The organism is Cupriavidus sp. DF5525, from assembly GCF_040149425.2.
GTDB lineage: Bacteria > Pseudomonadota > Gammaproteobacteria > Burkholderiales > Burkholderiaceae > Cupriavidus > Cupriavidus pickettii_A.
Genome location: NZ_CP168265.1, coordinates 3,703,812 through 3,729,822 on the forward strand (window position 1 = coordinate 3,703,812; position 26,011 = coordinate 3,729,822).

Annotated in this window: 21 protein-coding genes; 9 read left to right on the plus strand and 12 right to left on the minus strand. The window is 68.9% G+C overall.

Annotation, left to right across the window (positions count from 1 at the left end):
* Positions 1–27: 27 nt before the first annotated feature.
* The 4 genes from ABNX08_RS17305 to apbC all read right to left on the minus strand — a co-directional run bounded on the left by ABNX08_RS17305 (position 28) and on the right by apbC (position 4,612).
* A complete protein-coding gene (locus tag ABNX08_RS17305) occupies positions 28–2,193 on the minus strand; it encodes a 4Fe-4S binding protein (protein WP_022536362.1) in 2,166 nt (721 codons plus the stop codon).
* Between the two features lie 101 nt (positions 2,194–2,294).
* Positions 2,295–2,912, minus strand: a complete 618-nt coding sequence (locus tag ABNX08_RS17310) for a DUF3306 domain-containing protein (protein ID WP_349606229.1) — start codon at positions 2,910–2,912, stop codon at positions 2,295–2,297.
* A 35-nt stretch (positions 2,913–2,947) separates the two neighbouring features.
* On the minus strand, positions 2,948–3,496 hold the full coding sequence (locus tag ABNX08_RS17315; RefSeq protein ID WP_349606231.1) for a DUF3305 domain-containing protein: 549 nt from the start codon (positions 3,494–3,496) through the stop codon (positions 2,948–2,950).
* 27 nt (positions 3,497–3,523) lie between these two features.
* Positions 3,524–4,612, minus strand: a complete 1,089-nt coding sequence (gene apbC / locus ABNX08_RS17320; RefSeq protein WP_349606233.1) for an iron-sulfur cluster carrier protein ApbC — start codon at positions 4,610–4,612, stop codon at positions 3,524–3,526.
* A 347-nt stretch (positions 4,613–4,959) separates the two neighbouring features.
* On the opposite strand from apbC, the gene ABNX08_RS17325 reads away from it, so the two are divergent.
* Positions 4,960–5,598, plus strand: coding sequence for an OmpA family protein (locus ABNX08_RS17325; RefSeq protein WP_022536366.1), 639 nt, complete (start codon positions 4,960–4,962; stop codon positions 5,596–5,598).
* 299 nt (positions 5,599–5,897) lie between these two features.
* Positions 5,898–7,958, plus strand: coding sequence for a methionine--tRNA ligase (metG, locus tag ABNX08_RS17330; RefSeq protein ID WP_022536367.1), 2,061 nt, complete (start codon positions 5,898–5,900; stop codon positions 7,956–7,958).
* Between the two features lie 76 nt (positions 7,959–8,034).
* On the opposite strand, the gene bamE is transcribed toward metG, so the two are convergent.
* The 3 genes from bamE to ABNX08_RS17345 are packed head-to-tail and all read right to left on the minus strand — an operon-like array spanning position 8,035 to position 14,579.
* Positions 8,035–8,583, minus strand: coding sequence for an outer membrane protein assembly factor BamE (bamE, locus tag ABNX08_RS17335; RefSeq protein ID WP_022536368.1), 549 nt, complete (start codon positions 8,581–8,583; stop codon positions 8,035–8,037).
* A 43-nt stretch (positions 8,584–8,626) separates the two neighbouring features.
* The gene (locus tag ABNX08_RS17340; protein ID WP_374063622.1) at positions 8,627–12,760 is read right to left on the minus strand and encodes a translocation/assembly module TamB domain-containing protein; all 4,134 of its coding nucleotides are present in this window, start codon (positions 12,758–12,760) and stop codon (positions 8,627–8,629) included.
* Positions 12,761–12,788: 28 nt separating this feature from the next.
* Entirely contained in the window at positions 12,789–14,579 is a 1,791-nt protein-coding gene (locus tag ABNX08_RS17345) for an autotransporter assembly complex family protein (RefSeq protein ID WP_349606237.1), read from the minus strand.
* A 269-nt stretch (positions 14,580–14,848) separates the two neighbouring features.
* Here ABNX08_RS17345 and ABNX08_RS17350 point away from each other — a divergent pair, with 269 nt between their 5' ends.
* The 3 genes from ABNX08_RS17350 (at position 14,849) to panC (ending at position 17,008) form a co-directional block, all read left to right on the plus strand.
* Positions 14,849–15,040 carry a DUF3460 family protein gene (locus ABNX08_RS17350; RefSeq protein ID WP_022536371.1) on the plus strand — a complete coding sequence of 64 codons (192 nt, stop codon included), beginning with the start codon at positions 14,849–14,851 and terminating at the stop codon, positions 15,038–15,040.
* 44 nt (positions 15,041–15,084) lie between these two features.
* A complete protein-coding gene (locus tag ABNX08_RS17355; RefSeq protein ID WP_349606238.1) occupies positions 15,085–15,972 on the plus strand; it encodes a ScpA family protein in 888 nt (295 codons plus the stop codon).
* A gap of 187 nt (positions 15,973–16,159) precedes the next feature.
* The gene (gene panC / locus ABNX08_RS17360; RefSeq protein ID WP_022536373.1) at positions 16,160–17,008 is read left to right on the plus strand and encodes a pantoate--beta-alanine ligase; all 849 of its coding nucleotides are present in this window, start codon (positions 16,160–16,162) and stop codon (positions 17,006–17,008) included.
* A gap of 57 nt (positions 17,009–17,065) precedes the next feature.
* Here panC and ABNX08_RS17365 read toward each other — a convergent pair whose 3' ends face one another.
* Both ABNX08_RS17365 and ABNX08_RS17370 read right to left on the minus strand, forming a co-directional pair.
* Positions 17,066–18,259, minus strand: coding sequence for a PepSY-associated TM helix domain-containing protein (locus tag ABNX08_RS17365; RefSeq protein ID WP_349606332.1), 1,194 nt, complete (start codon positions 18,257–18,259; stop codon positions 17,066–17,068).
* Positions 18,260–18,393: 134 nt separating this feature from the next.
* A complete protein-coding gene (locus ABNX08_RS17370; RefSeq protein ID WP_349606239.1) occupies positions 18,394–19,914 on the minus strand; it encodes a cobyric acid synthase in 1,521 nt (506 codons plus the stop codon).
* Positions 19,915–19,985: 71 nt separating this feature from the next.
* On the opposite strand from ABNX08_RS17370, the gene cobU reads away from it, so the two are divergent.
* From cobU to ABNX08_RS17390, 4 genes are read left to right on the plus strand one after another with little or no spacing between them, the layout of a single operon-like run.
* Positions 19,986–20,660, plus strand: a complete 675-nt coding sequence (gene cobU, locus ABNX08_RS17375; RefSeq protein WP_022536376.1) for a bifunctional adenosylcobinamide kinase/adenosylcobinamide-phosphate guanylyltransferase — start codon at positions 19,986–19,988, stop codon at positions 20,658–20,660.
* Positions 20,654–21,628 (plus strand): adenosylcobinamide-phosphate synthase CbiB, encoded by a 975-nt coding sequence (gene cbiB / locus ABNX08_RS17380; RefSeq protein ID WP_349606241.1) that lies wholly within the window; start codon positions 20,654–20,656, stop codon positions 21,626–21,628. Before cobU ends, cbiB begins: the two co-directional genes overlap by 7 nt.
* A complete protein-coding gene (cobD, locus tag ABNX08_RS17385) occupies positions 21,625–22,644 on the plus strand; it encodes a threonine-phosphate decarboxylase CobD (protein ID WP_022536378.1) in 1,020 nt (339 codons plus the stop codon). Before cbiB ends, cobD begins: the two co-directional genes overlap by 4 nt.
* Before the next feature lie 19 nt (positions 22,645–22,663).
* Positions 22,664–23,566: a cobalamin-binding protein gene (locus tag ABNX08_RS17390; protein WP_022536379.1), complete on the plus strand. Its 903-nt coding sequence runs from the start codon at positions 22,664–22,666 to the stop codon at positions 23,564–23,566.
* Here ABNX08_RS17390 and ABNX08_RS17395 read toward each other — a convergent pair whose 3' ends face one another.
* From ABNX08_RS17395 to cobT, 3 genes are read right to left on the minus strand one after another with little or no spacing between them, the layout of a single operon-like run.
* A complete protein-coding gene (locus ABNX08_RS17395) occupies positions 23,567–24,142 on the minus strand; it encodes a histidine phosphatase family protein (RefSeq protein ID WP_349606243.1) in 576 nt (191 codons plus the stop codon). It abuts the gene before it with no gap.
* The gene (locus ABNX08_RS17400) at positions 24,127–24,951 is read right to left on the minus strand and encodes an adenosylcobinamide-GDP ribazoletransferase (RefSeq protein WP_349606245.1); all 825 of its coding nucleotides are present in this window, start codon (positions 24,949–24,951) and stop codon (positions 24,127–24,129) included. Before ABNX08_RS17400 ends, ABNX08_RS17395 begins: the two co-directional genes overlap by 16 nt.
* Positions 24,948–25,988, minus strand: coding sequence for a nicotinate-nucleotide--dimethylbenzimidazole phosphoribosyltransferase (gene cobT / locus ABNX08_RS17405; RefSeq protein ID WP_349606247.1), 1,041 nt, complete (start codon positions 25,986–25,988; stop codon positions 24,948–24,950). Before cobT ends, ABNX08_RS17400 begins: the two co-directional genes overlap by 4 nt.
* Positions 25,989–26,011: the final 23 nt, after the last annotated feature.

The following is a 26,011-nucleotide window of genomic DNA, read 5'->3' on the forward strand; positions in this document are numbered from 1 at the left end:
TTGTGCTGAATAGTGGGCCGGCCCGGATCAGCGCAGCGTGGTGCCGCTGACTGTGCCCATGTCCTTTTCCATCATGTCGATTACGCGGCAGTCCTGGCACATCTTCAGGCGCTCGGACGCAGCGCCGGCAAAGGCGGGGTGGCCGGCCAGCCGCCCCAGCATCGACTCCACCATCTGTGCGGTGCCGAACGGCTTGCCGCAGCGGACGCAGTGGAACGGCTGGGTCTCGTTGAGCGTGACCGGGCGACGCGCGGCGTCGCCGGCAAGCAGGCGCGGCACCAGCGTAATCGCGTCTTCCGGGCAGGTCTTTTCGCACAGCCCGCACTGCACGCAGTTGCGTTCGATAAAGCTGAGCACCGGGCGCTCGGCGTTGTCGCGCAGCGCCTGCGACGGGCACGCGCCCACGCAGGCCATGCACAGGGTGCACTTGCCGGTATCCACGGCAATTGCACCGATCGGTGCGGCGGCTGGCAGCGGCACGATTTCCGCGGGAACCGGAGCGTGGCGTGCCAGGTGGTCGAGCGTAAAGTCCAGCATCTCGCGCTTGGCTGCCACCGCGCCGAAGGGCGCGGGCGGCAGCGCATTGCGGCCGGGGCGCAGGGCTGACAGGCCGGCGTCCAGCGTGGCGGTATCGGCGGCCTCGACCAGGGACAGCACTTCGCCGTCATAGCCCAGGCCCGCGAGGATGGCGCGGCCGACTTCCATCTGCTCCAGCAGCGCGGTGCGGTACTGCGGCGCCTCATCGCCGGTCAGCAGCACGGCGACGCGGCTGGCGCCCCAGCACAGCGCGGCAAGCCACAACTCCAGCCCGGCCGAAGCCGGATGGAACAGCGACAGCGGCATCACATTGGCGGGCACGCCCTTCGCCTTCCCGCCGCGTGCGGCGCGGCCCAGCGCCAGCAGCGCGGGCGTGCCGGATTCCTCGCCGTGCAGCAGCAGCACCGCATCGCGCCCGCCGGCCTGGCGGTAGACCGACAGCAGCGTGCGCAGGCGCGATCCCATCGCTTCCGGGCCCGGGTAGCCATAGCTGATGGCCCCGCTCGGGCAGACCGTGGTGCAGGCGCCGCAGCCCATGCACAGGTTGGGCGCGACCTCGATGCGGCCCTTGCCGTCATGCCAGCGCGAAGTGATCGCCTGGGTCGAGCAGATGTCGATGCAGGCGGTGCAGCCGGTGGTCTGGTTGCGGCCGTGCGCGCACAGGTTTTCCTTGTAGCGGAAGAATCTGGGCTTCTCGAACTCGCCCACCAGTCCCGCCAGCGTCAGCGCGAGCTGGTGCTGGCGCGCCGTGTCAGCACCAGCGTGCAGGTAGCCCTGCGGCGGCTGGTGCATGGTGAAGGCCGGCGCATCGCTCAGATCGAACACCAGGTCGAAACGCCCCTGCGTGCTGCCCTGCGGGCGCTCGAAATCGATCGCCGCGGCGGCGCCGCAGGCGCGCACGCAGTCGCGGTGCGAACGGCAGCGCGACAGGTCGATCTGGTAGGTGAAGTCGATCGCGTCTTCCGGGCAGGCATCGATGCAGGCGTTGCAGCGGGTACACAGGTCCAGGTCGATCGGGTTGCTGCGGCCCGCGCCGGTTTCCCAGCTGGCCTCGAACGCGCCCAGCCATCCGGTCAGCGAAGCAAGCCGGCCACTGTGGACCGGATAGTTGCGCGCGGCGGGCTGTGCCGCCGGGTTGGCCCCATTCGCTTCGCGCTTGTCGCCGCCAGTCAGCAGCACGGTGACTTCAAGCTGCATCGCGGCCAGGCGCTCGGCCCACGGCAGCGCGCGCTGCGCCGGGCCCATCACCAGCACCGCGCCGTCCGAGCGGTAATCCACCACCGGTACAGGGTCCGGTTCGGGCAGCGCGGCTACGGCCAGCAGCGCGGCGATCTTGGCATTGGCCGTCTTCGGGTCGCGCCGGGCGCCCTGCGACCAGCCACCGGTCTCGCGGATATTGACGAAGCGCACCGGCGCGGTCACCACCGCGCGGCCATCTTCGCCGCGTGCGGCCTGGGCGGCCACTTCCGTAAATAGCTGGCGCTCCTGCGTGCAGGCGACGATGACATCGTCGGTGCCGTCGAGCGCGGCAGTGAAGTCGCCGATCTCGCGCCGGCACAGCAGGCGATGGACCTTGAGCGGGCCCTGGTTCGCTTCGGACAATGCCGCCCCGTCAAGCGGCATGGTGTCGTTGCAATTGCAGATCAGCGTCGGCATGGCGAATGCGGCTGACCGGCCCGGACGTCCTTCTTGGCGAGGGGTCTGCGGGCCAGCGGATTGTGGGGATGCCTATTGTAGGCTGCGGTGCACTTTCGGGGCTACGCGCATTTATCCGGGTCTCGCGGGCCCTGTTCTTCGCTTGCTTTTTCGCTTTGTCTTGCGCTTTGACTTGCCGTTTGCTGCGCCGTTTCGGCTGGTGCGGGTATGTCCGTAGTGTCGGCGGTTTTGCCCGCGTCGGCGGGCGCCGTCGGCTGTACATCTGCAGGCTCGGCCCCGGCTGCGGCAGCGGCCTGCGCGGCGGCCCGTTCCTCGTCGGTCGGCTCGAACAACCCGAGCGTCTCGGCCTGGCGCAGCTGGCGCAGGATCTCCGGCGGGATCGGGTCGGGCTTGCTGTAGTCGTCGATGTAGGTGTCGAGGCCATCCATCACGTTGAAGTGCGGATCGGCAAACAGCGTCTTGAGCGCGGCGCGCTTGACCGACTCGTCGACACCGCGGGCGACGAAGCGCGCGATATTGTCGCCGGGGCGCAGCGCGGCGACGTCTTCCAGCGTCGGCGCGGGCACCTCGAGCACCGCTTCGGTGGCCGGGACTGCGGGCACGGCGGCTTCGGCCGGCACCGGGACTTGCTCTGGCGCTGGCTCGGGCGGCACGACCACGCCCTCCCGCACCGCGGCCTTGCGGCGCGACCAGCGTGACAGGAAGGACGAATCGCTCATCGGCGGTGCGAAGTCAGATAGTCAGGTCGTCACGGTCAGTAGCGCGCGCGGTCCTGCGGCGCCTTGAACGATTCGGGCCGGCGCCGCTGTTTGGGCTCGGGCCGATAGTGCTCGTTGACGTAGGCCTGCAGCCATTCGCGCTGCTCGGGCGCGAGCGGCACGTTTTCCACGATCTCGCCGGCGTCGAGCCAGCGGCCGGCTTCGTTGTAGGACAGCGTGACGGTCATGGGCACCGGGTGCGCGTCTTCGCCGCTGCCCCCGCCATCCTCGTCCTCGGGCGTGCGCCACAGCACGAACCAGCACGGCGTGGTCGAGGTCAGGTTCAGGAAGTAGCCCTCGCCCTGGTCGCGGAACAGCGCCACCTCGAAACCGGGGTACAGCCAGCGCGCGCCGTGTTCATCGTGCTCCAGGCAAACCGGGTGCGTGCCGAACTCGCCCAGGTCCGGCAGCACCGCGTCGAGCTGCCACTTCCACGGCTGCCAGCGGCTGGCCAGCGCCACCTTGCGCATCACCACCGCCATGGTGACGGCGGGGCGGGCACCGGGTGGCGGCGTCTCTGGCACGGGCGTGACTTCGGTTTCCATGGTCTGCCGGCGCGGCGAGCCGCGCGCTCAGGTGTTCTGCACGACGATGCTCGGGAACTTGCTGGTCATGTCGCGCGCCTTGTCGGCGACCTTGATCGCCACCTTGCGTGCGATGCCCCGGTACAGCTCGGCCACCGGGCTGTCGGGCTCGGCCACCACGGTCGGGCGGCCGGAGTCGGCCTGCTCGCGGATCTGCAGGTTCAGCGGCAGGCTGCCGAGCAGGTCCACGCCGTAGTCGGCGCACATTTTCTCGCCGCCGCCGTGTCCGAAGATGTGCTCGACGTGGCCGCAGTTCGGGCAGCAGTAGACCGCCATGTTCTCGACGACGCCGAGGATGGGGATGCCCACCTTCTCGAACATCTTCAGGCCCTTCTTGGCATCGAGCAGCGCGATGTCCTGCGGCGTGGTCACGATCACGGCACCCGTCACCGGCACCTTCTGCGACAGCGTCAGCTGGACGTCGCCGGTGCCCGGCGGCATGTCGACGATCAGGTAATCCAGGTCGTGCCAGTTGGTCTGGCGCAGCAGCTGCTCCAGCGCCGAGGTCACCATCGGGCCGCGCCACACCATCGGGTTGTCCTGCTCGATCAGGAAGCCGATCGAGTTGGCCTGCAGCCCGTGGCCCTCCAGCGGCTCCATGGTCTGGCCGTCGGCGGATTCCGGGCGGCCGTCGATGCCCAGCATCATCGGCAGGCTGGGGCCGTAGATATCGGCGTCGAGCATGCCCACGCGCGCGCCTTCGGCGGCCAGGGCGAGCGCCAGGTTGACCGCGGTGGTGGACTTACCCACCCCGCCCTTGCCCGATGCCACCGCGATCACGTTCTTCACGCCCGGCAGCAGCTTGACGCCACGCTGCACCGCGTGCGCGACAATCTTCATGGTCACGGCCACGCTGACATTGGTCACACCCGACAACTCCCGCACCGCGGCAACCACGAGCTTGCGGATCGGGTCGAACTGGCTGCGCGCGGGGTAGCCGAGTTCGACCTCCAGCGACACATCGCCGCCGTCGACACGGATATTCCTGGCCGAGCGGGTGGACACCAGATCCTTGCCCGTGTTGGGGTCGATGACGGTGCGCAGGACTTCGGTGACCTGCTCAGTGCTGACGCTCAAGGCAAACTCCGCTTTGATTGAATGTGGGGACGGACGCTTAACACGCGTCACGACTGGCGAGTAATGTATCAAAGTATGCAGCACCGGCCATGAGGGCCGGTAATCGGCGCGCAATACCCTCCGCACGGTGGGGGATTACAGACAATTACAAATCTCACAACCTTGCACTTGTGCGCGTGCCGTCATATCCATATTGTAGTGCGGTTGGGCGGGCCGGCATGGCACATCGCCGCCGCACGGGACCCAACGCGCACAAAGGCGCACAAAGGGTTACCTGAGCACCGCCCTGGGGGTACCATCGCGATGCGGTACCCAGAACACTTTCGGGAACATCAGAAGGAGAAAGCATGAAGATCAAGCTTGTCACCGTCACGCTCGCCGCCGCCACGCTGCTGGCCGCCGGTTGCGCCACCGAACAGCAGACCCATACGGCGGTCGGAACCGGCGTGGGCGCCGCAGTTGGCGCCGGGCTTGGCAACCTGATCGGCGGCAATACCACCGGCACGCTGGTCGGCGCGGCCGTGGGCGGTGCCGTCGGCGGTGCGACCGGCTACAACTGGAACGCCATCCGCGGCAAACTGAACAAGGACACCGCGGGCACGGGCACCCAGATCACCGAGCAGCCGGACGGCTCGCTGAAGGTCAATATCCCCAGCCAGGTGACCTTTGATACCGACAGTGCCACGATCAAGCCGTCGTTCCGCTCGGTGCTCGACCAAGTCGCGCAGACGCTGGGCCAGCATCAGGACGTGACCGCAAGTGTCGTCGGCCACACCGACAGCACCGGCAACCCCAACTACAACATGCAGCTGTCGCAGCGCCGCGCCCAGAGCGTGGCCAGCTACCTGGGTGACCACGGCGTCGCACGCAACCGCCTCTCGGCCGAGGGCCGCGGGCAAGCCCAGCCCGTGGCGGACAACGCCAGCGAGACCGGCCGGGCACAAAATCGCCGCGTCGAAATTTTTTTGAAACCAATTCAGGGATGACCCTGTCATAGAAACAGGTGCCGCTTGCCACCGTTGCTGGCTCGCGATGGGTGGCTGACCTCCCGGGCGGTACCTGATTTCTCCTCCTTTTCCGTTGTGGAAAGCTGCGCCGGCACTGACCGGCGCTTTTTTTTGGCCGAAAGGTTTCGCCACGCCGAGGTCTTTCGGACTTTTCCGCCATGCGGAACCGACGCGTCCGCCGCGCCCAGTTGCTAAAATAGTCCCTTCCCGGCACGCGCTCGCCCTCCTGGCTGGCGCCGTCCCCACGACATTTCCCCGCTCCTGACCGGCCCCTGTCTATGACCGCACGTCGCATCCTCGTCACATCCGCCCTGCCTTATGCCAACGGCCAGATCCATATCGGCCACCTGGTGGAATACATCCAGACCGATATCTGGGTGCGTTTCCAGCGCATGATGGGCAACGAGGTCTACTATGTCGGCGCCGATGACACCCACGGCACGCCGGTGATGCTGCGCGCCGAGAAGGAAGGCATCACGCCGAAGGCGCTGATCGACCGCGTCTGGATCGAGCACAAGCGCGATTTCGACAGCTTCCTGGTGTCGTTCGACAATTACTACAGCACCGACGCGGAAGAAAACCGCGAGCTGTGCGAGAAGATCTACCTGGCCCTGAAGGCCGAGGACCTGATCGCCGAGCGCGAGGTCGAGCAGTTCTTCGACCCGGTCAAGAACATGTTCCTGCCGGACCGCTTCATCAAGGGCGAATGCCCCAAGTGCGGCGCCAAGGACCAGTACGGCGATTCCTGCGAGGTATGCGGCACAACCTATGTGCCGACCGACCTGAAGAACCCGTACTCGGTGGTGTCCGGCGCGACCCCGGTGCGCAAGTCGTCGGCACACTACTTCTTCAAGCTGTCCGACCCGCGCTGCGAGACCTTCCTGCGCGAGTGGGTGGCCGACCTGGCGCAGCCCGAGGCTGCCAACAAGATGCAGGAATGGCTGGGCAGCGAGGGCGAGGCCTCGACGCTGTCCGACTGGGACATCTCGCGCGATGCGCCCTACTTCGGCTTCGAGATCCCCGGCGCCCCCGGCAAGTACTTCTACGTGTGGCTGGACGCGCCGATCGGCTACTACGCCAGCTTCAAGAACCTCGCGCAGAAGCGGGGTATCGACTTCGACGCCTGGGTCGGCCCGCATTCGACCGCCGAGCAGTACCACTTCATCGGCAAGGACATCCTGTACTTCCACACGCTGTTCTGGCCGGCGATGCTGCGCTTCTCGGGCTACCGCACCCCGACCAATGTGTTCGCCCACGGCTTCCTGACGGTGGACGGCGCCAAGATGAGCAAGTCGCGCGGCACCTTTATCACCGCGCAGAGCTATATCGACACCGGCATGAACCCGGAATGGCTGCGCTATTACTTCGCGGCCAAGCTCAACGCGAGCATGGAAGACCTGGACCTGAACCTGGACGACTTCATCGCCCGGGTAAACAGCGACCTGATCGGCAAGTACGTCAATATCGCCAGCCGCGCCGCCGGCTTCCTGGTCAAGCGCTTCGAGGGCAAGGTAGATGAAGCCGCGCTGGCCCATCCGCTGCTCGAACAGCTGCGCCAGGCCGCGCCGCAGGTGGCGCATCTGTACGAGGCGCGCGAGTACAGCAAGGCGCTGCGCCTGGTGATGGAACTGACCGACGCGGTCAACGCCTTTGTCGACACCGAAAAGCCCTGGGACCTGGCCAAGGATGAAGGCAAGCGCGCGGCGCTGCATGCGGCGTGCTCGGTGTCGCTGGAGGCCTTCCGCCTGCTGACGATCTACCTGAAGCCGGTGGTGCCGAACGTGGCCGCGGGCGTGGAGCGCTTCCTGAACATCGAGCCGCTGGACTGGCGCGCCATCGACAGGCAGCTGTCGGCCGCCAGCCCGGTGCAGGCGTACCAGCACCTGATGACGCGCGTCGATGCCAAGCAGGTCGATGCGCTGCTGGCCGCAAACCGCGAGTCGCTGCAGGCGACTGCGGCGCCGGCAGCCGCGGCTGCCTCGATCGAGCCGATTGCCGACACCATCACCATCGACGACTTCGCCAAGGTGGACCTGCGCGTGGGCAAGATCGTGGATTGCCAGAAGGTGGAAGGCTCGAACAAGCTGCTGCAGCTGACGCTGGACCTGGGCGAAGGGCGTACGCGCAATGTGTTCTCGGGGATCCAGTCGGCTTACACGCCGGAGCAACTGGTGGGCAAGCTGACGGTGGTGGTGGCCAACCTGGCGCCGCGGAAGATGAAGTTCGGTTTGTCCGAAGGGATGGTGCTGGCTGCGTCGGCTGCCGATGAAAAGGCGGCGCCGGGGCTTTATATCCTTGAGCCGCACAGCGGCGCGGTGCCGGGCATGCGGATCCGCTGATCCCGCGCTGGATGAAAAAACGGCGGCGCCTTCGGGCGACCGCCGTTTTTTTTACGCCCGCCGATTCGGTCGCGCCTCAACCGCCCTGCATCTTCGATGGATCGTCGCTGCGCGAGGTGGTCGTGACCGTGCCCTCGCTGTTGAAATGCACGTTGAAGAATGCCTTGTCGGTCGAGCTCTCCATCCACCGATAGCCCCACACCTCCTCCTTCTTCAACCTGAACGCCTCCACCTTGGTCGGCTTGCCCAGCAGCCGCCGGATATCGTCCTTGCTCATTCCGGCACGCACGCGCGCAAAGTTCTCGGGCGTCAGCACCTGCTCGATCTTCGCCACCTTGCCGTCCGCGCCGATGGTGACCATCCAGGTGGTCGTGCCCTCCGGCCCGCGCGGATATTCCAGCCGGCGGCCGCCATCGGCTTCTTCCCAGACGATCTCCGGCTTGCCGGCCTGGCGCCGCAGCTCCTCTTCGGTGGACTGTCCCGGAACGATGCCCTTGAACAGCTCGCTGTCGGGCTTGATCGCGTTCCAGGTATTGCGGGCGGTCTCGCCCGCCTTCTTCATCGCTTCATCGACCTTCTGCTGGTCGCAGCCGAACAGCGCGAGCAAGGAGGCAATCATTCCCATGGCGGCAAGGCGTCGCGGCGACGCAATAGTGGAGAGGCGTCCGTTATCGGCGCACAGGCTCGGCGATGACTGCCGAGGCTGCCTGCGCGGCGCGTTCGGGATCGAGTGGCTGACCTTCATCCTGCTGACTCCTTCGGGTGCCGCCGCGACCCGACGTCCCGCTGAACAGGTTCGCCCAGCTGTCGAAGCGGCGGTTAAACAAGACCGACAAACCGTTGATGGAGCCGCCCTTGGCAATCAGCGACCAGCGCCGCGAGAACTGCCAGCTCAGCTTCACCACGTTCGAGGCCGAGGTCAGGCTCTGCTCATAGCCAACCGACATACGGTCGGAAATGGCCTTGCCCATGCTGACCACCTGCTGGTCGTTCAGGCCCGCGGTGCTGGGCCCGATCGAGAATTCGTCGATACCGAAATGCTGCACAATCCCCTTGCCCGTCTTGCTGCCGATCATGCCGAGCGCCGCGCCGCCCAGGGCCGAGCCGCTCAGCTGGCGCTGCTGGCCGGCCCCCGCGCTTTCCGCGCCGTAGCCGAACATCAGCCACGATAGCTTGTCTTCGTCCGGCACATTGGGCTCCGACACCAGCCGCACGCGCGGCAGCCGCACCGTGCCGGTCACCTCCACGCCCGCCTCCACTTCCTGGTTGCGGCGCATGGCGCGGATATTCATGTTGGGATTGTCGATCGGCCCGTTGAAGTTGATGATGCCACGTTCGATATTGAGCTTGCGCCCGAAGGCCTCGTAGGTGCCGTCGGTCACCCGCACCGTGCCGGTGGCCTTCATCGGCACCAGCGGTTCGCTCTTGACGCTCATCTGGCCGGCCAGCGTCAGGTCGGCGCCCGCGCCACGGAAGCGGAAGTCGTTGCCAAGGTCCACGGTCAGGTCGATCACCGGGCTGAACTTGCTTGCCGGCTTAGTCTCCGGCACCGGGGTGGCGGCGGTCTTCACCGCGCGCTGGTCCTTGCGGCGGATCACCACCACGTCGTCGCCCAGCACCGGCGCGCCCGCCTTGGGCAGGTCGAACAGGCCGCGGTCGACGCGGAACTTGCCGCGGATCACGATCTGCTTGTTCTCGTTGGCGATGGTGGCATCGCCCGACACGACCAGCGTGCGCTCCGGGCTGGCAAAGAGCTGCAGCTTCTCGGCGACGATCTTGCCGGTCAGGTTGGGATCGGCCTCACCCAGCTTGATGTTGCCGGTGGCAACGATCTTGCCGTCGCCGCCGTGGAACTCCACGTGCTTGAGTTCGACCGTGTTCTGGTCCAGCACCACGCGCACGGTGCCGTCGGTCAGGCGCAGCCCCTGGTCGTACAGCGTGACCGCCAGGTTGTCGCCGTTGAGGGTGCCGGTCAGCAGCGGCGCGCCGACCGTGCCGCCCAGCCGCATCGCCGCTGCCAGGCGCCCTTCGAAGGCGTACTGCGGCCCCGTAAATGCCTCCAGCGACTTCAGGCGCGGCACGTCCACGGTAATCGTGCCGCCCAGCGTCGAGGCCGGGCCCACCGTCTGCAGCCCCTGTTCCTGCACCAGCCCGGCCGAGGCATCCACCACCACCTTGCCGATGCGCCCCGACACCATGCCGCCGCGCAGCGCGATGCGGTTGCCGCCGGCGTCGGCGCGCAGGCTGGTCTCGCCCAGGCCGAGCGTGGTGAAGCCCCGCCCCGCGTTGACCGACAGGTCGCCGCTGCGCCGGCGCAGCTCGGCAAACCCGGTCGCGGTCTCGGCCAGCGCCAGGTTCCAGCGGCCGTCGATCACCAGGTCGGAGCGCACCGGCGGCTTCTCGCCGGTGATGGTTTCCATCAGTTCCAGCACATGGCCGACCTGCAGGCCGTCGAGGCTGCCCGCCGTGCGGATGCGGCCGTGGTCCCAGTCCAGGCTGTCGATGGCGAGCGTGGCGCGGTCCAGCAGCAGCCGCGCGGCGCCCAGGCGCACGTGCTGGTCGGCCACCAGCAGCTGCGTGGGCGCGGCCAGCCGCAGGTTGACCGTGCTGCGTCCCTCCAGCGTGCGGATGGTGCCGTTCCAGCCGTCCTTGCCCCTCCACGCACCCTGGCCCGACAGCGCCAGCTGCAGCGGCCGCCGGTTCAGGCTGCCGGCCGCCTTGACGTCGAAGACATGGCTGGCCTGGGTGCCGTTGAGGGTGGCGTCGAGCGTGCTGAGGCTCGCCTGCGGCCCGCGATAGTCGCGCGCGGCCAGCTGCACCGACAGCGGTCCGTCCAGCCCGCCGCGCACTTCAGCGCGGCCGCTGGCGCTGGCCACCTTGTGCGGGCCCACCTCCAGCGCCTGCGCGTTGTAGTCGGCCACCACCTCGGGCTTCTTCAGCGTGCCGGTGATGGTGGCGTCGAGCTTGAGCTTGCCGGCCACGCCGAACTTGAGGCGCTCGAGCTGCGGCGCATCGACCGCCAGCTTTAGCTGATCGCCGCGCGCGCCGAAGCTGCCGCGCAGGTCGGCCTGGTTGCCGGCCATGTTCAGCGAGGCCTCGCTCGGCAGCAGCCGCTCGCCGGCCAGGCGCACCTTGCCGCCGCCGGTCATCGGCAGGCCCGCGTATTCGCTTTCATGCACGGCGAAGTCCAGCGCCACGCCAAGCACGGGTGCGATCTCGCCGGTGGCGGTGAAGTCGGCGTTGATGCGGCCGGCGGCGACCTTGGCCAGCCGCGACGGGTCGAACGACGCCAGCTTGCCCTTGAAGCTGAACGGCTGCTTGTCCTTGAGGCCGAGCTTGCCTTCGGCCGTCAGCACGCCGGGGCCGACCGTGGCGCGCAACGTGGACAGCGTGACCGCCTCGGCGTCGATATTGGCATCGGCAAACAGCTTGAGGGCGGCGCCCGACAGGTCCAGCGCCAGGCTCTGCCGGCCCGGCTCCAGGCGCACCACCACCGGACCCGACAGACTGGCGCTGGTGAGCGAGCCATGCAGCGCGGCCGGGTCGAGCCGGTGCACGTCCAGGTCGAAGCCGCCGCGGCCGCCGCGCAGCGTGCCGCCGCCGGTGATCTCGGCCTTGCCGGTCAGCGCCACGCGCAGGTCGCTGATGACCTGCGCCATCTCGCTGAGCTCGACATGGGCGCGCACCGACTGCACCGGCAGCCGTTCCTTGTCGAGCGGGCCGGCTTCCAGGTTGCGGATCTCGACGTCGCCGGCCACGGCCAGCGGTGCGGGGGGCGGCGCGGCCGCGGGGGCCGAAGCCGCGGGCGGCGCCGAGGCCGCGGGCGCGCTTGCCGCCTGCGGCGGCGCGCCAGCCGCCACGCCGGCCACCGGCCGCAGCTCGGCATGCACGGTCAGGTTGGCGTGTGGCGCCGTCGGACTGAACAGCCGCGGGTTGATACGCTCGCCATCGACCAGCAGGTGCGTGAACGGCACCTTGCCGAACGGCGTCAGGTCGGCACCGGCGCGCACGTGAATGCGGTCGCCATTGGCCTGCAGTTCGGCGCGCAGGGCTTCGAGCGTGCCGTTGGCGGTGGCGTTGACGGCAAAGGATTCCTTCTGCCAGCTCGCCTCGAGCAGCGCCTCGGCGCTGAGCACAAACGGCGCGCGAGCGCCGAGCTGGGCGTTGGCTGCGAGCTTGCCGTATGGCGTCTCGAGCTTGTCGACGCTGACGCGGTGGTGCTGGCCGTCGCTGTGCACGCCACCGGACAGGTTGCTGAAGACCATCGGCTCGGCCGTGGGCGCCGTGCCCTGCAGCAGCGACAGCCGCTCCAGCGTCAGCGTATCGACGTCGATGACCAGCGGCAGTTCGAGCGACTTCGGCAGCTGCATCGGCTCGGTGCTCGGCTCGGACGGGCCCAGCTTCACCTCGGCCTTGCCGATGCGCAGCCATTCCACATGCAGCCGCCGCGGCTGCCAGCTCAGCGCCCAGCTGGCGTCGACGCGGTCCACCGCCACGCGCGTCTGGCCGCTGGCAAACACCACGTCGCGCAACCGCAGGCCGTGCGCGACGGTGCCGCCGTCCAGCGTGCCGCTGAGCATGCCGGCCGACAGCCGCGTGGCCAGCGTCCACAGGTGGCGCGTGCCGGCCTCGGTGCTCAGCGCCGCCACGCCGGTGACCAGCAGCGCAACCACCAGTACCAGCGGCACGCCCACCAGCCAGGCGAGCACGCGCCAGACGCGCCGGCGCTTGCGCGGCGCGGGTGGTGTCGGTTGCGTGGGCGTGCCCTCGCCGGGCAGGCCGGGCTGGTCGGGGATGCTCATGCCGGCATCCGGTGCGCGCGGGCAGCCATCAGAACGCCACCCCCAGCGAGATATGCGGCCGGAACTGTTGCTCCTGGATGCCGTAGCCCACGTCCAGCTGCAGCGGGCCCACCGGCGTGCGCCAGCGCACGCCGACGCCCACGCCGTTGTAGATGGTCACGCCGCGCAGGTTGTCGGCGGCCGTGCCGAGATCCCAGAACACCGCCACGCCCCAGTCCGGCTTGAACCAGTACTGGTACTCCAGGCTGCCTGTGCCAAGGTATTTGGCGGGCAGGATACTGGCGCCGCTGGGCGTGCCGATCGACTGGTAGGTGTAGCCGCGGATCGAATCGGTGCCGCCGGCACGGAATCGCAGCGTGGCCGGGATCTGGCTCGAGCTGTCGCCGGTCAGGTCGGCGCCGAGTTCCAGCCGTGCCACCACCAGGTCGCGCTTGCCCACCGGTATGTACTGGCGAATACGGCCGTACAGCCGCAGGAAGGTGGCATCGCTGAGGAAACCCTTGGCGGCCACCCCGATCTGGGTGCTGATCACGTTGCCGCGGCGCGGGAACACGGGGTTGTCGACGTCGCGCCGCGTCCACGCAAAGGCCGGCACCAGCGCCTTGCTGATCTGGCTGGGCTGGCCCTCCGGCACCAGCTTGTCGTAGTAGAAATCCAGTGAGGTCGTGACGTCGTACTTCTCGCGCGAGCGCGAGCGTTTCAGGCCCGCGCGCAGGCTGGTGGTGTCGGTATTCTCGATGTCGATGGTGCGCTCGTAGCTGCTGTACACGCTGTTGCGGTAGTTGCCGCGGTCCGGCGGCATCGCGGTCTCGGCAAACAGGTAGGAACGCTTCTGTTCCAGCCGCGCCTGCGAGTCGAAGGTCCAGGCGCGGTTGAACAGGTTGTAGTACGAGTAACGCCCTTCCACCTGGGCGCCGGTGTCGGTGGTAAAGCCCACGCCGCTGTTGAGCCGGTTCACCGGATACTCGCGCACGCGCACCGAGACCGGCGCGGTGACCACGCCGTCGGGCGCCTTGTCGGCATCCGGGGGCGGCTCCAGGTCGACCTGCACGTTGGAGAAGTACGGCTGGTTCTGGATCGCGCGCTGCAGCTCCAGCAGCCGCTCCACGCGGTACGGCTCGCCCACGCTGAGCGGATTGACGTTGTAGATGATCTGTTCCGGATAGCGGCGCGTGCCGGTCACCCTGAGCGGCCCCATCAGGTAGGCCGGCCCGCTGGCGTAGTGGGCCGACAGGTCGGCGCGCAGCTCGTCCGGCTCCACCCGTGCCTGCGACGCGGCCAGGCGCGCGCCGTAGTAATTATGGCTCTGCAGCGTGACCAGCGCGTCTTCCTTGGCCTTGTCCCAGTCTGCCTGGCGGAACGGGTCGCCCACCGGCAGGCCCCACTTGGACCGCAGTTCCGCCACCTGCTCGGGCGAGCGCGTGGCCGCCGGGCCGGTCACCTGGACGTCGACATTGCGGATCAGCGTGCGCGCGCCGGGGTCGACCATCACGTGGACCACGCGCTTGTCGGCCTCGCCTTCCACGCGGGTGGTGGTGGTCGGGTCGAAATAGCCTTCGGTGGAGGTGAACTGGCGCACCTGCTCGCCGACGGTCTCGACCATGTAGTCGAACTGGTCCGGAGACAGGTCGGTACGGTCCTTGTAGCGCGCCAGATCGAGATGCTCTTCCAGCATCTCGCGGATCGGCTTGGGGGCCTCGACTTCGACCTTGTAGGCGGCGCCGGCCGGCAGCGCCAGGATGGCGGTCAGCGTCGCCAGCACGGCCGCAGCCACACGCGCCCGCCAGGGCGTCCGGCCTGCGAGTGGCGCCTTCGGCATAGCGGCGCTGGCCGGAGGGCCTGCCATCCTTGCCAGATCGGTCCTCATCCGTTGATGTCGCCTGGAGCGTCGGTAGCGGTGTCTTTCGGCATCGCCGTTTGTCCACACATACGAAGTCGGTATTTGACCACACACGGCCCTGCTGCCGGAACTTTCCGGTCGCGTGATGGCGCGGCGCCGGCCTAAATGCGTACCGGGCCGGGCCGATACTGTAAAATCCTGCCCCACCGCATCCAATCAGCGCCCGCCCGGCGCATCACGGTTTCACCATGGCCATCTACGAATCCGATATCACCCAGTTCCTGAAGCAGCTCAAGCAAGAGCGCCCGACGCTGGAAGCCGAGCAGCGCGACGGCCGCGCCCTGCTGTGGGACAAGTCGCCGATCGACCTGGAAGAGCGCGCCCGCGCCGAGGCTTCGCGCGTGGCGCAGAAGCCTTACGTCTACTCGCAGGACAACTGATCCCCGCCGCCCCGTCGTCCCGCCCCGTCGTCCACAACCCGGCCATGAGCGCCGAACAGGACAAGCTGGCGCTGCCGGTCGAGCTGCCCGCGGCGGCGCCCGCCACGGCCAATCCGGCCGGTCCCGCCGACATGGTCGACGGGATGGCCTTCGCGCGCCTGTACGGCGAGCCGCTGTTCAAGCTGCCGCAGGACCTGTACATCCCGCCGGACGCGCTCGAGATCTTCCTGGAAGCGTTCGAGGGCCCGCTGGACCTGCTGCTGTACCTGATCCGCAAGCAGAACTTCAACGTCCTCGACATCCCGATGTCGCAGGTCACCCGGCAGTATCTGTCGTACATCGAGCAGATCCGCAAGACCAACCTGGAGCTGGCGGCGGAATACCTGCTGATGGCGGCGATGCTGATCGAGATCAAGTCGCGCATGCTGCTGCCGGTCAGGAAGACCGACAGCGACGATGAGGCCGAGGACCCGCGCGCCGAGCTGGTGCGCCGCCTGCTGGAGTACGAGCAGATGAAGCTGGCCGCGCAGCACCTGGACACGGTGCCGCAGCTGGGCCGCGACTTCCTGCGCTCGCAGGTCTATATCGAGCAGAGCCTGGCGCCGCGCTTCCCGGAGGTGGAGACGATCGACCTGCAGTCCGCCTGGGCCGATGTGCTCAAGCGCGCCAAGCTCAACCAGCACCACAAGATCTCGCGCGAGGAACTTTCGGTGCGCGAGCACATGAGCCAGATCCTGCGCCGCCTGCAGCATGCACGCTTCATGGAGTTCAGCGAGCTGTTCGAGGACGCGATCCGCTCCGGCAAGGGCGTGCCGGTGGTGGTGGTGAACTTTATCGCCATGCTGGAACTCTCGCGCGAGTCGCTGGTGGAGATCACCCAGGCCGAGCCGTTCGCGCCAATTTATGTGCGATTGGCGTACAGCCCCAGCTGACCCACCCGTGGCGCGGGGTCCGGTGCCGCCCCAGTTGATCTACAATCCGCCGACAGCCGGCAGTACACGCCCCGACGGCAAGCGCCCGAGGGTCCAACGCCCGACAGAGGCCGAAACCGGTTTGTCCATGCGCCGCACCTGATACCGGCGCCGGGTCACCGCCACCACGACCAGCAAACCTAGCCAGATGAAAGTCATTTCCTCCATCCAAGAGCTGCGGGACCAGTTGCGCGGCCAGAACCGCGCCGCCTTCGTCCCCACCATGGGCAACCTGCACGAAGGCCACCTGTCGCTGATGCGCCTGGCGCGCCAGCACGGCGACCCGGTGGTGGCGTCGATCTTCGTGAACCGCCTGCAGTTCGGCCCGAACGAGGATTTCGACAAGTACCCGCGCACGCTGCAGGACGATATCGAAAAGCTGCAGAAGGAAGGCGTCTATGTGCTGTTCGCGCCCTCCGAGCGCGACATGTACCCCGAGCCGCAGGAATACCGCGTCGAGCCCCCGCATGACCTCGGCGACATCCTGGAAGGCGAGTTCCGCCCCGGCTTCTTCAAGGGCGTGTGCACGGTGGTGATGAAGCTGTTCTCGTGCGCACAGCCGCGTGTGGCCGTGTTCGGCAAGAAGGATTACCAGCAGCTGATGATCGTGCGCCGCATGGTGCAGCAGTTCGCGCTGCCGATCGACATCATTCCCGCCGAGACCATACGCGCCGAAGACGGCCTGGCGCTGTCGTCGCGCAACCGCTACCTGAGCCCGGACGAGCGCGCCGAGGCGCCGGTGCTGTACCGCACGCTGCATGACGTGCGCGACACCGTGCTGGGCAGCGACCGCGCTGCGGCCGACCTGCTGGCGGTGGAGGCCAGCGCGAAGGAATCGCTGGCCAAGCGCGGCTGGAAGCCGGACTACGTGTCGATCCGCAAGCGCGTCGACCTGCAGGCGCCGACGCGCGAGGAATTCGCCGCGGGCGAGCCGCTGGTGGTGCTGACGGCGGCCAAGCTGGGTGCGACCCGACTGATCGATAACCTGGAGATCTGAGGCGCGCGGCATCGCCGCGTCCGAGGTAAAGAAAAAGCAGGCCGCGGCCTGCTTTTTTCATGCCCCGCGCATACTGGAGCGCTGTGCGGTCTTTACCACATGCCGCTGGTGGCCGCGCCGCCGCTTCCACCAGATCAGCACGCCGGTCACGGCAAAGGTCAGTGGCGCCAGCCCGAACAGCGTGATGAACAACCGGCCCGGCAGGCCAAAGGCCTCGCCGGTATGCAGCGGGAACAGCCAGTTCAGCAGCGTGTCGCCGGCAGGCGCGTCGTGCGGGTCGCGCGCACCCAGGCGCTGGCCGGTCCAGGCGTCCAGCCACAGCCGCGTGGCGCCGCTGTCCTTGCGCACCTCGCCGGGCTGGCGCAAGCGCACCTCGAAGGCGTCGCCGGGCTTGCGCGGGAGGCTGATGCGCGTCACCTGCGCATCCGGGTACTGCGTCTGCGCCGCCGCCATGATCTGGGCCGCGCTGAGCTGCCGGGCCCCGGCCGGCGCCGGGGCGGACACGTGCTTGACCGGCGGCGTCACGGTCATCACCCCCGCCACGATGGGCGTCACCCATTTCGGCAGGTTCAGGTACCAGCCCGAAAAGGCGATGGTGGCCAGCACCGGCGCGGCCAGGATGCCGCCGGCGCGATGCAGCGAATAGTTGAAGCGCGGCCACGAACCGCCGTGCGTGATGCGGAAGGCCTGCACCACCGAGCGCAGCTTCATCTTTGGCCACCACACCACCATGCCGGCCAGCGTCGTCAGCAGCAGCAGCATGCCGACCACGCCGGTGATGGTCTTGCCGGTGTCGCCGGAGAGCAGGTAGCGGTGCAGGTGGAACAGCGTCGGCAGCAGCAGGCGGCGCGACAGGCCCGCCTCGCCCCAGACGCGCTCGCCCTTCACATCCAGCGTCACCGGATCGACCATCACCTGGCGCGAGCGGCCGGGCACGACGCCATCCGGCCCCTTGACCGGGTACCACGCGATGAATACGCCATCGGCATGGTTCGGCAGCATCAGCAGGTTGGGCTTGCCATACGGGGGTGCGGCCAGCCGTTCGGTCACGGCCTGGACGGTGGCCGGCGAGACCGCCTCCGTCATCGGCGCGGAGGCCACCAGCAGGTCCGGATTGAGCCACGCGTCCAGTTCTTCGCGCCACGCGATGGCCATGCCGGTCAGCCCCAACAGGACGAACAGCAGGCCGAGGCTCAGGCCGATATACAGGTGCAGCTTGACGAGGACGACGCGCAGGCGGCCGGTGACCATGACGGGGTGGAAGTGCGTTGAGCGGGCGCTGCAAAGCGCGGGATATGGCGTAGCAGCCATATCCCGCGCAGAATGCAAATGCGAAGGATTCGCGATTCTAACAGGGGCCCTGCCCCGTGGGCCGTGAGATTGCTTCAGCGCCGCAGCGGCGCCAGCATCGCTCCGAGATCAAGGTGCGCGGCCATGGTGTCGGCCAGCCGCTCGATCGAGGCCTCGCGCAGTGCATCGAGGTCCACCGCCTGGGCACCGTCCAACCCCGCCCAGCGCAGCAGCGCCTGGCAGCCGGCAGGGTCGTCGAACAGGCCGTGGACATAGGTGGCCAGGACCTGTCCGTCGTCGGAGCGCGCGCCGTCGGGCCGCACCGTGCCGTCGCCGCGGTCGAGCCACAGGGCGGGTTGTTCGAGTCCCGCGCCGGTGGTGACGCCAAGGTGGATCTCGTAGCCGCGCACCGGCGCGTCGGCATCGTCCAGCGCCAGCCTGCCACCGACCTGGCGCAACTGCTTCTCCGCGGCCAGCGTGGTCTCGTAGTCCAGCAAGGCCAGGCCCGGGCTGCTGCCGGCCGGCCCTTCGCGGCCATCGGGATCATGCACCTGCCGGCCCAGCATCTGCATGCCACCGCAGATGCCGATAAGCTTGCCGCCATAGCGCAGGTGGCGGCGCAGCGCCGGCTCCCAGTCGTTATCGCGCAGGAACGCCAGGTCGGCGCGCACGCTCTTGCTGCCGGCCAGCACCACCAGGTCGGCCGGCGGGATGGGCATGCCGGGCCCGACGAACTGCAGGTCGACCTGCGGATGCGCGCGCAGCGCGTCGAAGTCGGTATGGTTGGCGATGCGCGGCATGACCGGCACGATCACGCGCAGCCGTTGCGCCGGCGTGCCGGCCTTGTCTGATTGCGTGCCGATGATCGCGTCCTCGGCATCCAGGTGCAGGCCGTGCAGGTAAGGCAGCACGCCGAACACCGGCTTGCCGGTGCGCGCGGTGAGCCAGTCGAGCCCGGGCTCCAGCAAGCTGATATCGCCACGGAAGCGGTTGATGATGAAGCCGGTGACGCGTGCGCGTTCGCTCTCGGACAGGCAGTCGAGCGTGCCGAGCAGGTGCGCGAACACGCCGCCACGATCGATGTCGGCCACCAGCACCACCGGGCAGTCGACGCGCTCGGCAAAGCCCATGTTGGCGATATCGCGCTCGCGCAGGTTGATCTCGGCCGGGCTGCCCGCGCCTTCCACCAGCACCACGTCATACGCCTGTTCCAGGCGCGCGTGCGAGGCCAGCACAGCCTTCATCGCCTCGGGCTTGTAGGCGTGGTAGGCGCGCGCGTCCAGGTCCAGCCGCGCGCGACCGTGGATGATCACCTGGGCGCCGGTGTCGCTGCTGGGCTTGAGCAGCACCGGATTCATGTCGGTATGCGGCGCGAGACCCGCAGCCTGCGCCTGCAGCGCCTGTGCGCGGCCGATCTCGCCGCCGTCGGCGGTGACCGCGCTGTTCAGCGCCATGTTCTGCGGCTTGAACGGCACCACGCGCGTGCCGGCGCGGGCCAGCACGCGGCACAGGCCGGCCACCACGGTGCTCTTGCCGGCATCGGAGGTCGTGCCCTGGATCATCAGCGTGCCGCACAGGGCACCCGGCAGTATCGTTTGCGGGGAATCGGATTGCATCGGCGGATTATCGCACCGGGGCCTTGCAAGAGCAGGATGCGAGGGTCGGATGCGGCGGCTACAATACGCGGATGGAAACCCCGGCCATCGCACCCGCCTCCGCGCCCGGCACGGCCGCCGCTACCCAGCCGCGAGCCGCCACCAGCGGGAACGGCGCGCGCCAGCTCACGCTGGTGCTGGGCGGCGCGCGTTCCGGCAAGAGCCACTACGCCGAACAGCTCGCCACCGACCACGCCACCGTCATCGGTGGCCCGGTCACTTACGTCGCCACCGCGCGACAAGACCCGGCGCACGCCGACCAGGAACTCGAAGTCCGCATCGCGCTGCACCGCGCGCGCCGCCCCGCCGACTGGCGCCTGGTGGAAGAGCCGGTGCACCTGGCTGACGCGCTCTATGCCAACGCGCGCCACGACGGCTGCATCCTGGTGGATTGCATGACGCTGTGGATGAACAACCTGCTCTTCCCCGACGGCCGCAGCTATCCCGAGCACGGCGTGATCACGCCGCCCGATCCCTTCACCGAGGAAATCGAAGCGCTGCTCACCGCGCTGCCCACGTTGCCCGGCCACGTGATCCTGGTCTCCAACGAGATCGGTTTCGGCGTGATCCCGATGGGCGCGATCACCCGCTTCTATGTCGATGAACTGGGCCGCCTGAACCAGAAGCTGGCCGCTGCCGCCGACCGCGTGCGGCTGCTGGTGGCGGGCATCCCGGTTGCGGTCAAGGGCGCCGATCCCGCATGCTGATGCAGGCCTGGCCGGCCTGCGTTGCCGCTGCACTGGCAGGCGTGCTGCTGGACCGCTGGCTGGGCGAGCCGCGCCGCTGGCATCCGCTGGTGGGATTTGGCCGCATCGCCAGCGCACTCGAACGACGCATCAATGATCCTGCGCATCGCGGCGCGCCGTGGTGGCAGCGCCTGGCCGGCGTTGCCGGCTGGTGCGCGCTGGTGCTGGTGCCAGCCGCGCTGGCGTGGGGGCTGGTCGAAGCTGCCGCGCGCTGGCATCCGCTTGCCGCGCTGGCGCTGCACGCGCTGGCACTGTATGCCGCGCTCGGCGCGCGCAGCCTGCACCAGCATGTCGCCCCCATCGCCGCCGCACTCACCGCCTCCGACCTGCCGACCGCACGTAAGCTGACCGCGCGCATCGTCTCGCGCGACACCGCCGATGCCGATGCCGAAGCGCTGGCGCGCGCCGCCTGCGAATCGGCGCTGGAGAACGGCAACGACGCGATCTTCGGCGCGCTGTTCTGGTTCCTGGTTGGCGGCGCACCCGCTGTGATCGCGTTCCGGCTGGCCAATACGCTCGATGCGATGTGGGGCTACCGCACGCCGCGGCTGCTGTATTTCGGCTGGGCCGCGGCGCGCATCGACGATCTGCTCAACCTCATTCCCGCGCGGCTGACCGCGCTGTCCTACGCACTGCTCGGCGCCACCGCGCAGGCGCTGCGCTGCTGGCGCACGCAGGCACCCGCGTGGTCCAGCCCCAATGCCGGCCCGGTGATGGCCGCGGGCGCCGGCGCGGTCGGCGTTCAGCTCGGCGGTCCGGCGCGCTATCACGGTGAAATTGAACAACGTCCGCCGCTGGGCGCGGGCACCGCGCCGCAGGCCGCGCATGTGATGGCCTGCCTGCGGCTGGTCGATCGCGCCTTGTGGCTGTGGCTCGTGCTGGCAGGCGCCAGCGCGCTGGTCGTTCTTGCCGTTTCCACGCCGACGTGAGCACCGCCCTTGCCCCGATCCGCCATGGCGGCAACCTGCTGGCCGCGGTGCGCCGCTACGGCCGTCCTGCCGACGACTGGCTCGACTTGTCCACCGGCATCAATCCCGACGGCTATCCGGTGCCGGCACTGGCCGCGCAGGTGTGGCAACGGCTACCGCAAGATGATGACGGACTGGCCGAGCTGGCGGCGCAGGCTTGCGGTGCGCCGCAGGTGTTGCCCGTCGCCGGCTCGCAGGCTGCTATCCGCACGTTGCCGGGCTTGCTGCGCGCGGGCCGCGTGGGCATCGCCGCGCTGGGCTACAGCGAATATGCGCCCGCCTTTGCCGCGGCCGGACACTCGGTGGTGCCGCTGGATGAAGCGGACTTCGCGCGGGAAAACCTCGCCAACGCACTCGATCATCTCGTCGTGGTGAACCCGAACAACCCGACCGCCCGGCTGCTGCCGCCCGCTACGCTGCTGCGCTGGCATGCCTTGCTGGCGGCGCGTGGCGGCACGCTGGTGGTCGACGAAGCCTTTATCGATTGCTTGCCTGCGTCATCGGTCGCCGCGCACAGCGGCGCAGCCGGGTTGGTGGTGCTGCGTTCGATCGGCAAGTTCTATGGCCTCGCCGGAATCCGCTGCGGCTTCGTGCTGGCGCAGCCGGCGCTGCTGGAAGCGCTGCGCGAGCGGCTGGGCCACTGGACCGTCTCAGGCCCGGCGCGCGAGGTCGCGCGCCATGCCTTGACGGACCGAAGCTGGCAGCAGGCGACCCGCGCACGGCTGTGCGCGGCAGGCGCCCGGCTCACCGCGCTGCTGGAGCGCCACGGGTTCGCGCCCGTGATGCACCCGCTGTTCTGCTGGGTGCCGCATGCCGATGCCGCACGGCTGCATGAAGCCCTGGCACAGCACGGTGTCTGGACCCGGCTGTTCGACGCCGCCGGCGGCTGCCCGCCGAGCCTGCGCCTCGGCCTGCCGCCCGACCAGACAGAAGCCTGGTCGCGTCTCGATGCAGCGCTGGCCGCCGTCACTGCCTGATCCACGCCCCCCTACATCCATGCTGAACCTCCCGAAGTCCGCCATCGTCCTCGCACTGGCTGCTGCCCTGCCCGCGCAAGCCGCCGTGTCGGTCGTCGACGATGCAGGCCAGACCGTGACACTGGCCCAGCCCGCGCGCCGTGTGATCTCGCTGGCGCCGCACGTGACCGAAATGATCTTCGCCGCCGGCGGCGGCGACCGCATCGTCGGCACGGTCAGCTACAGCGACTATCCGCCGCAGGCGCGCGAGATCCAGCGCGTGGGCGACAACAAGGCGCTGGACCTGGAGCGCATCGCCGCGCTCAAGCCAGACCTGATCGTGATCTGGCGCCATGGCAATGCGCAGAAGCAGACCGACCGGCTGCGCTCGCTTGGGCTGCCGCTGTTCTACAGCGAGCCGCGCAAGCTGGCATCGATCCCGGAGAACCTGGAGAAGCTCGGCACGCTGCTGGGCACCGAGACAACGGCGCGGCGCGCGGCCGACAGCTTCCGCCAGCAGGTGGAGACGCTGCGCAAGACCTACGCGGCGCGGCCGCCGGTGACAGTGTTCTATCAGGTCTGGCAGCAGCCGCTGATGACGCTCAACGGCCAGCACCTGGTCAGCGACATGCTGGCGCTCTGCGGCGGGCGCAACCTGTTCGCGGCAGAGACGCCGCTGGTGCCGACGGTGTCGGTGGAAGCTGTGATTGCGGGCAATCCTGAAGCGATGCTGACCGCGGGCATGGGCGCCACGCGCTCGGACCAGCCGCTGCCGGACTTCGAGATGTGGCAGCGCTGGAAGCAGGTCACCGCGGTGGCACGCAACAACCTGTTCGTGATCGACGGCGACCTGGTCAACCGCGCCGGCCCGCGCGTGGTGCAAGGTGCCGAGCAGATCTGCAAGGACCTCGACACGGCCCGCAAACGACGCCCCGCGCGCTGATCAGGCGCCGCGGTTCCACCAGTCCAGCCGCACGCCACCCGCGCCGAGCCGGAAGCGGCAACTGGCGCCGAAGCCAAGCGCCCAGTTGACGGTGACCGCCAGCGGCACGCCCAGCCAGTGCGCGGCCAGCATGCGCATCGGGCCGGCATGGCTGACCACCCAGATGCAGTCAGCGCTGTCCACATCGAGCGATCCGGCCCAGCCGGCGACACGCGCCATCGCCTGCGCGGGCGATTCGCCCCCGTGCGGGCGGCCATGCAGCAGGTCCGCCGCCCACTGGTCGAGCGCGTCGCGGTCGATCGCATCCCACGCAATGCCCTCCCACGTACCGAAGTCGATCTCACGCAGCCGCGGCTCGCTGTCGATGGCGGACACGCCGGCCGTCTGCGCCAGTGCCTGCGCGGTCCCGCTCGCGCGCGCCAGCGGGCTGGTGACGATGCACGCAGGCGCCGGCAGCCCTGCCACGATCTGCGCCACCGCGGGCGTCAGCGGCGACACCAGCGGCAGGTCGAGGCAGCCGTAGCAAGTGCCCGCGGGGACCTCCGGCTGCGCGTGGCGGATCAGGACCACATCCATGCCGCGGCCACCAGGTAGAGCAGGATTTCCGCGCACTGCTGTGCCATGCCCAGGCAGTCGCCGGTATAGCCGCCGATGCGACGCACGAAATAGCGGCCGAGCAGCCACCACAGCACCAGCAGCGCGGCAATGGCCGCGGCGCAGAACAGCGGCGACAGCAGCCACAGCGGCGCCAGCCCGCACAGCAGCGCGAACACCATTCCCGCGCCGGCCAGGCGCTGTGCCACCGGCTTGGCCTTGCCCTCGGGCCGCACGTAAGTGAGCGTGGCGAGATAGCTGACCGCCATCGCGCGGCTGGCAGCATGCGCGGCCACGATCACCATCAGCAGCACGGCCAGCCCGCCGTGCGCGCCGATCGCCACCAGCAGCTGCCACTTGAGCAGCAGCGCCACCACCAGCGCGATCGCGCCGAACGCGCCAATGCGCGAGTCATGCATGATGCGCAGCACATCCTCGCGCTGCCACGCGCCGCCGAAGGCATCGATGCAATCGGCAAGGCCGTCTTCATGGAAGGCGCCGGTCAGCAGCAGCGTGGCGGCCATGCCCAGCAGCACGGCGACGCCGACGGGCCACCACAGCATCGCGCCCCAGGTGACCAGTGCGCCCACGCCGCCGACCAGCAGCCCGACCAGCGGGAAATAACGCGCGGCAGCGTGCAGGTAATGCGGTTCGAATCCGACCCAGCGCGCCAGCCAACCGGGCAACGGCACGCGCGTGAAGTAGCCCAGCGCCGTCAGGAAGAAGCGCAGCTCGCCTGCCAGCCCCGTGGGGGCGCTTGGCGCGGGCACCGGGTCGGACGGCACGCTCATGACGAGGCGGTACTGACACCGGCGCCGCTGAAGGTCGCCATCTCGTTCAGGAAAGCGGCCGCCGACGCCACCAGCGGCCATGCCAGCGCGGCCCCGGTGCCCTCGCCCAGACGCAGGTCCAGCGCCAGCAGCGGCTCGGCGCCGAAATACGCGAGCAGCGCGCGATGGCCGCGCTCGTGCGAGCAGTGCGTGAACACGCAGTACTGCAGCACGTTGGGGTCGAGGCGCTGCGCCACCAGCAGCGCGGCCGAGGCGATAAAGCCGTCGACCAGGATCACCATGCGGCTGGCGGCGGCGGCCAGGAAGGCACCGGCCATCATCGCGATCTCGAAGCCGCCGAAGGTGGCCAGCACCTCGAGCGGCGACTCTGCCCCGGCATGCAGCGCAAGCGCGCGTTCCAGCACTTCGCGCTTGCGCGCCAGGCCGGCATCGTCGAGGCCCGTGCCGCGGCCGATGCAGTCGTCAAGCGGCAGCCCGGTGAGTCGCTGCATCAGGCAGGCGGCTGCCGAGGTATTGGCAATGCCCATCTCGCCAAACCCGATCACATTGCAGCCCTGCTGCGCATGGCGCAACACGCGCGCCATGCCGGCCGTCATTGCGGCGGCGGCCTGTTCAGCCGTCATCGCGGGCTCGACCGCGAAGTTGCGCGTGCCGTCGGCGATGCGGCAGTTGACCAGCCCCGGCGCCTGCGGCAGCGGCACGCGCACGCCTGCATCAACGATCTCCAGCGCAATGCCATGCTGGCGCGAGAACACATTGATCGCCGCGCCGCCCCTCAGGAAGTTCTGCACCATCTGTGCGGTGACTTCGGCCGGGTAGGCGCTGACGCCCGCATCGGCCACGCCGTGGTCGGCGGCAAACACAATCATCGTGGGCCGCTGCAGCGCGGGGCGTTGCGTGCCGAGGATCAGGCCCAGTTGCAGCGCCAGCGACTCGAGCCGGCCCAGCGCGCCGAGCGGCTTGGTCTTGTCGTCGATGGCAGCCTGCAACGCGGGGCGCAAGGCCTCGTCGAGGGGAGCGATTTCCGGAAACTGCATAGCTTTGCTCTGTGTGTTGAAGT

What these genes read in the sequence shown, in the direction of transcription:
- ABNX08_RS17305 (WP_022536362.1), bottom strand. Translation starts at nt 2,193, where the DNA reads ATGCCGACGCTGATCTGCAATTGCAACGACACCATGCCGCTTGACGGG.
- ABNX08_RS17310 (WP_349606229.1), bottom strand. Translation starts at nt 2,912, where the DNA reads ATGAGCGATTCGTCCTTCCTGTCACGCTGGTCGCGCCGCAAGGCCGCG.
- ABNX08_RS17315 (WP_349606231.1), bottom strand. Translation starts at nt 3,496, where the DNA reads ATGGAAACCGAAGTCACGCCCGTGCCAGAGACGCCGCCACCCGGTGCC.
- ABNX08_RS17325 (WP_022536366.1), top strand. Translation starts at nt 4,960, where the DNA reads ATGAAGATCAAGCTTGTCACCGTCACGCTCGCCGCCGCCACGCTGCTG.
- metG (WP_022536367.1), top strand. Translation starts at nt 5,898, where the DNA reads ATGACCGCACGTCGCATCCTCGTCACATCCGCCCTGCCTTATGCCAAC.
- bamE (WP_022536368.1), bottom strand. Translation starts at nt 8,583, where the DNA reads ATGGGAATGATTGCCTCCTTGCTCGCGCTGTTCGGCTGCGACCAGCAG.
- ABNX08_RS17340 (WP_374063622.1), bottom strand. Translation starts at nt 12,760, where the DNA reads ATGAGCATCCCCGACCAGCCCGGCCTGCCCGGCGAGGGCACGCCCACG.
- ABNX08_RS17345 (WP_349606237.1), bottom strand. Translation starts at nt 14,579, where the DNA reads ATGCCGAAGGCGCCACTCGCAGGCCGGACGCCCTGGCGGGCGCGTGTG.
- ABNX08_RS17350 (WP_022536371.1), top strand. Translation starts at nt 14,849, where the DNA reads ATGGCCATCTACGAATCCGATATCACCCAGTTCCTGAAGCAGCTCAAG.
- ABNX08_RS17355 (WP_349606238.1), top strand. Translation starts at nt 15,085, where the DNA reads ATGAGCGCCGAACAGGACAAGCTGGCGCTGCCGGTCGAGCTGCCCGCG.
- panC (WP_022536373.1), top strand. Translation starts at nt 16,160, where the DNA reads ATGAAAGTCATTTCCTCCATCCAAGAGCTGCGGGACCAGTTGCGCGGC.
- ABNX08_RS17365 (WP_349606332.1), bottom strand. Translation starts at nt 18,259, where the DNA reads ATGGTCACCGGCCGCCTGCGCGTCGTCCTCGTCAAGCTGCACCTGTAT.
- ABNX08_RS17370 (WP_349606239.1), bottom strand. Translation starts at nt 19,914, where the DNA reads ATGCAATCCGATTCCCCGCAAACGATACTGCCGGGTGCCCTGTGCGGC.
- cobU (WP_022536376.1), top strand. Translation starts at nt 19,986, where the DNA reads ATGGAAACCCCGGCCATCGCACCCGCCTCCGCGCCCGGCACGGCCGCC.
- cbiB (WP_349606241.1), top strand. Translation starts at nt 20,654, where the DNA reads ATGCTGATGCAGGCCTGGCCGGCCTGCGTTGCCGCTGCACTGGCAGGC.
- ABNX08_RS17390 (WP_022536379.1), top strand. Translation starts at nt 22,664, where the DNA reads ATGCTGAACCTCCCGAAGTCCGCCATCGTCCTCGCACTGGCTGCTGCC.
- ABNX08_RS17395 (WP_349606243.1), bottom strand. Translation starts at nt 24,142, where the DNA reads ATGGATGTGGTCCTGATCCGCCACGCGCAGCCGGAGGTCCCCGCGGGC.
- ABNX08_RS17400 (WP_349606245.1), bottom strand. Translation starts at nt 24,951, where the DNA reads ATGAGCGTGCCGTCCGACCCGGTGCCCGCGCCAAGCGCCCCCACGGGG.
- cobT (WP_349606247.1), bottom strand. Translation starts at nt 25,988, where the DNA reads ATGCAGTTTCCGGAAATCGCTCCCCTCGACGAGGCCTTGCGCCCCGCG.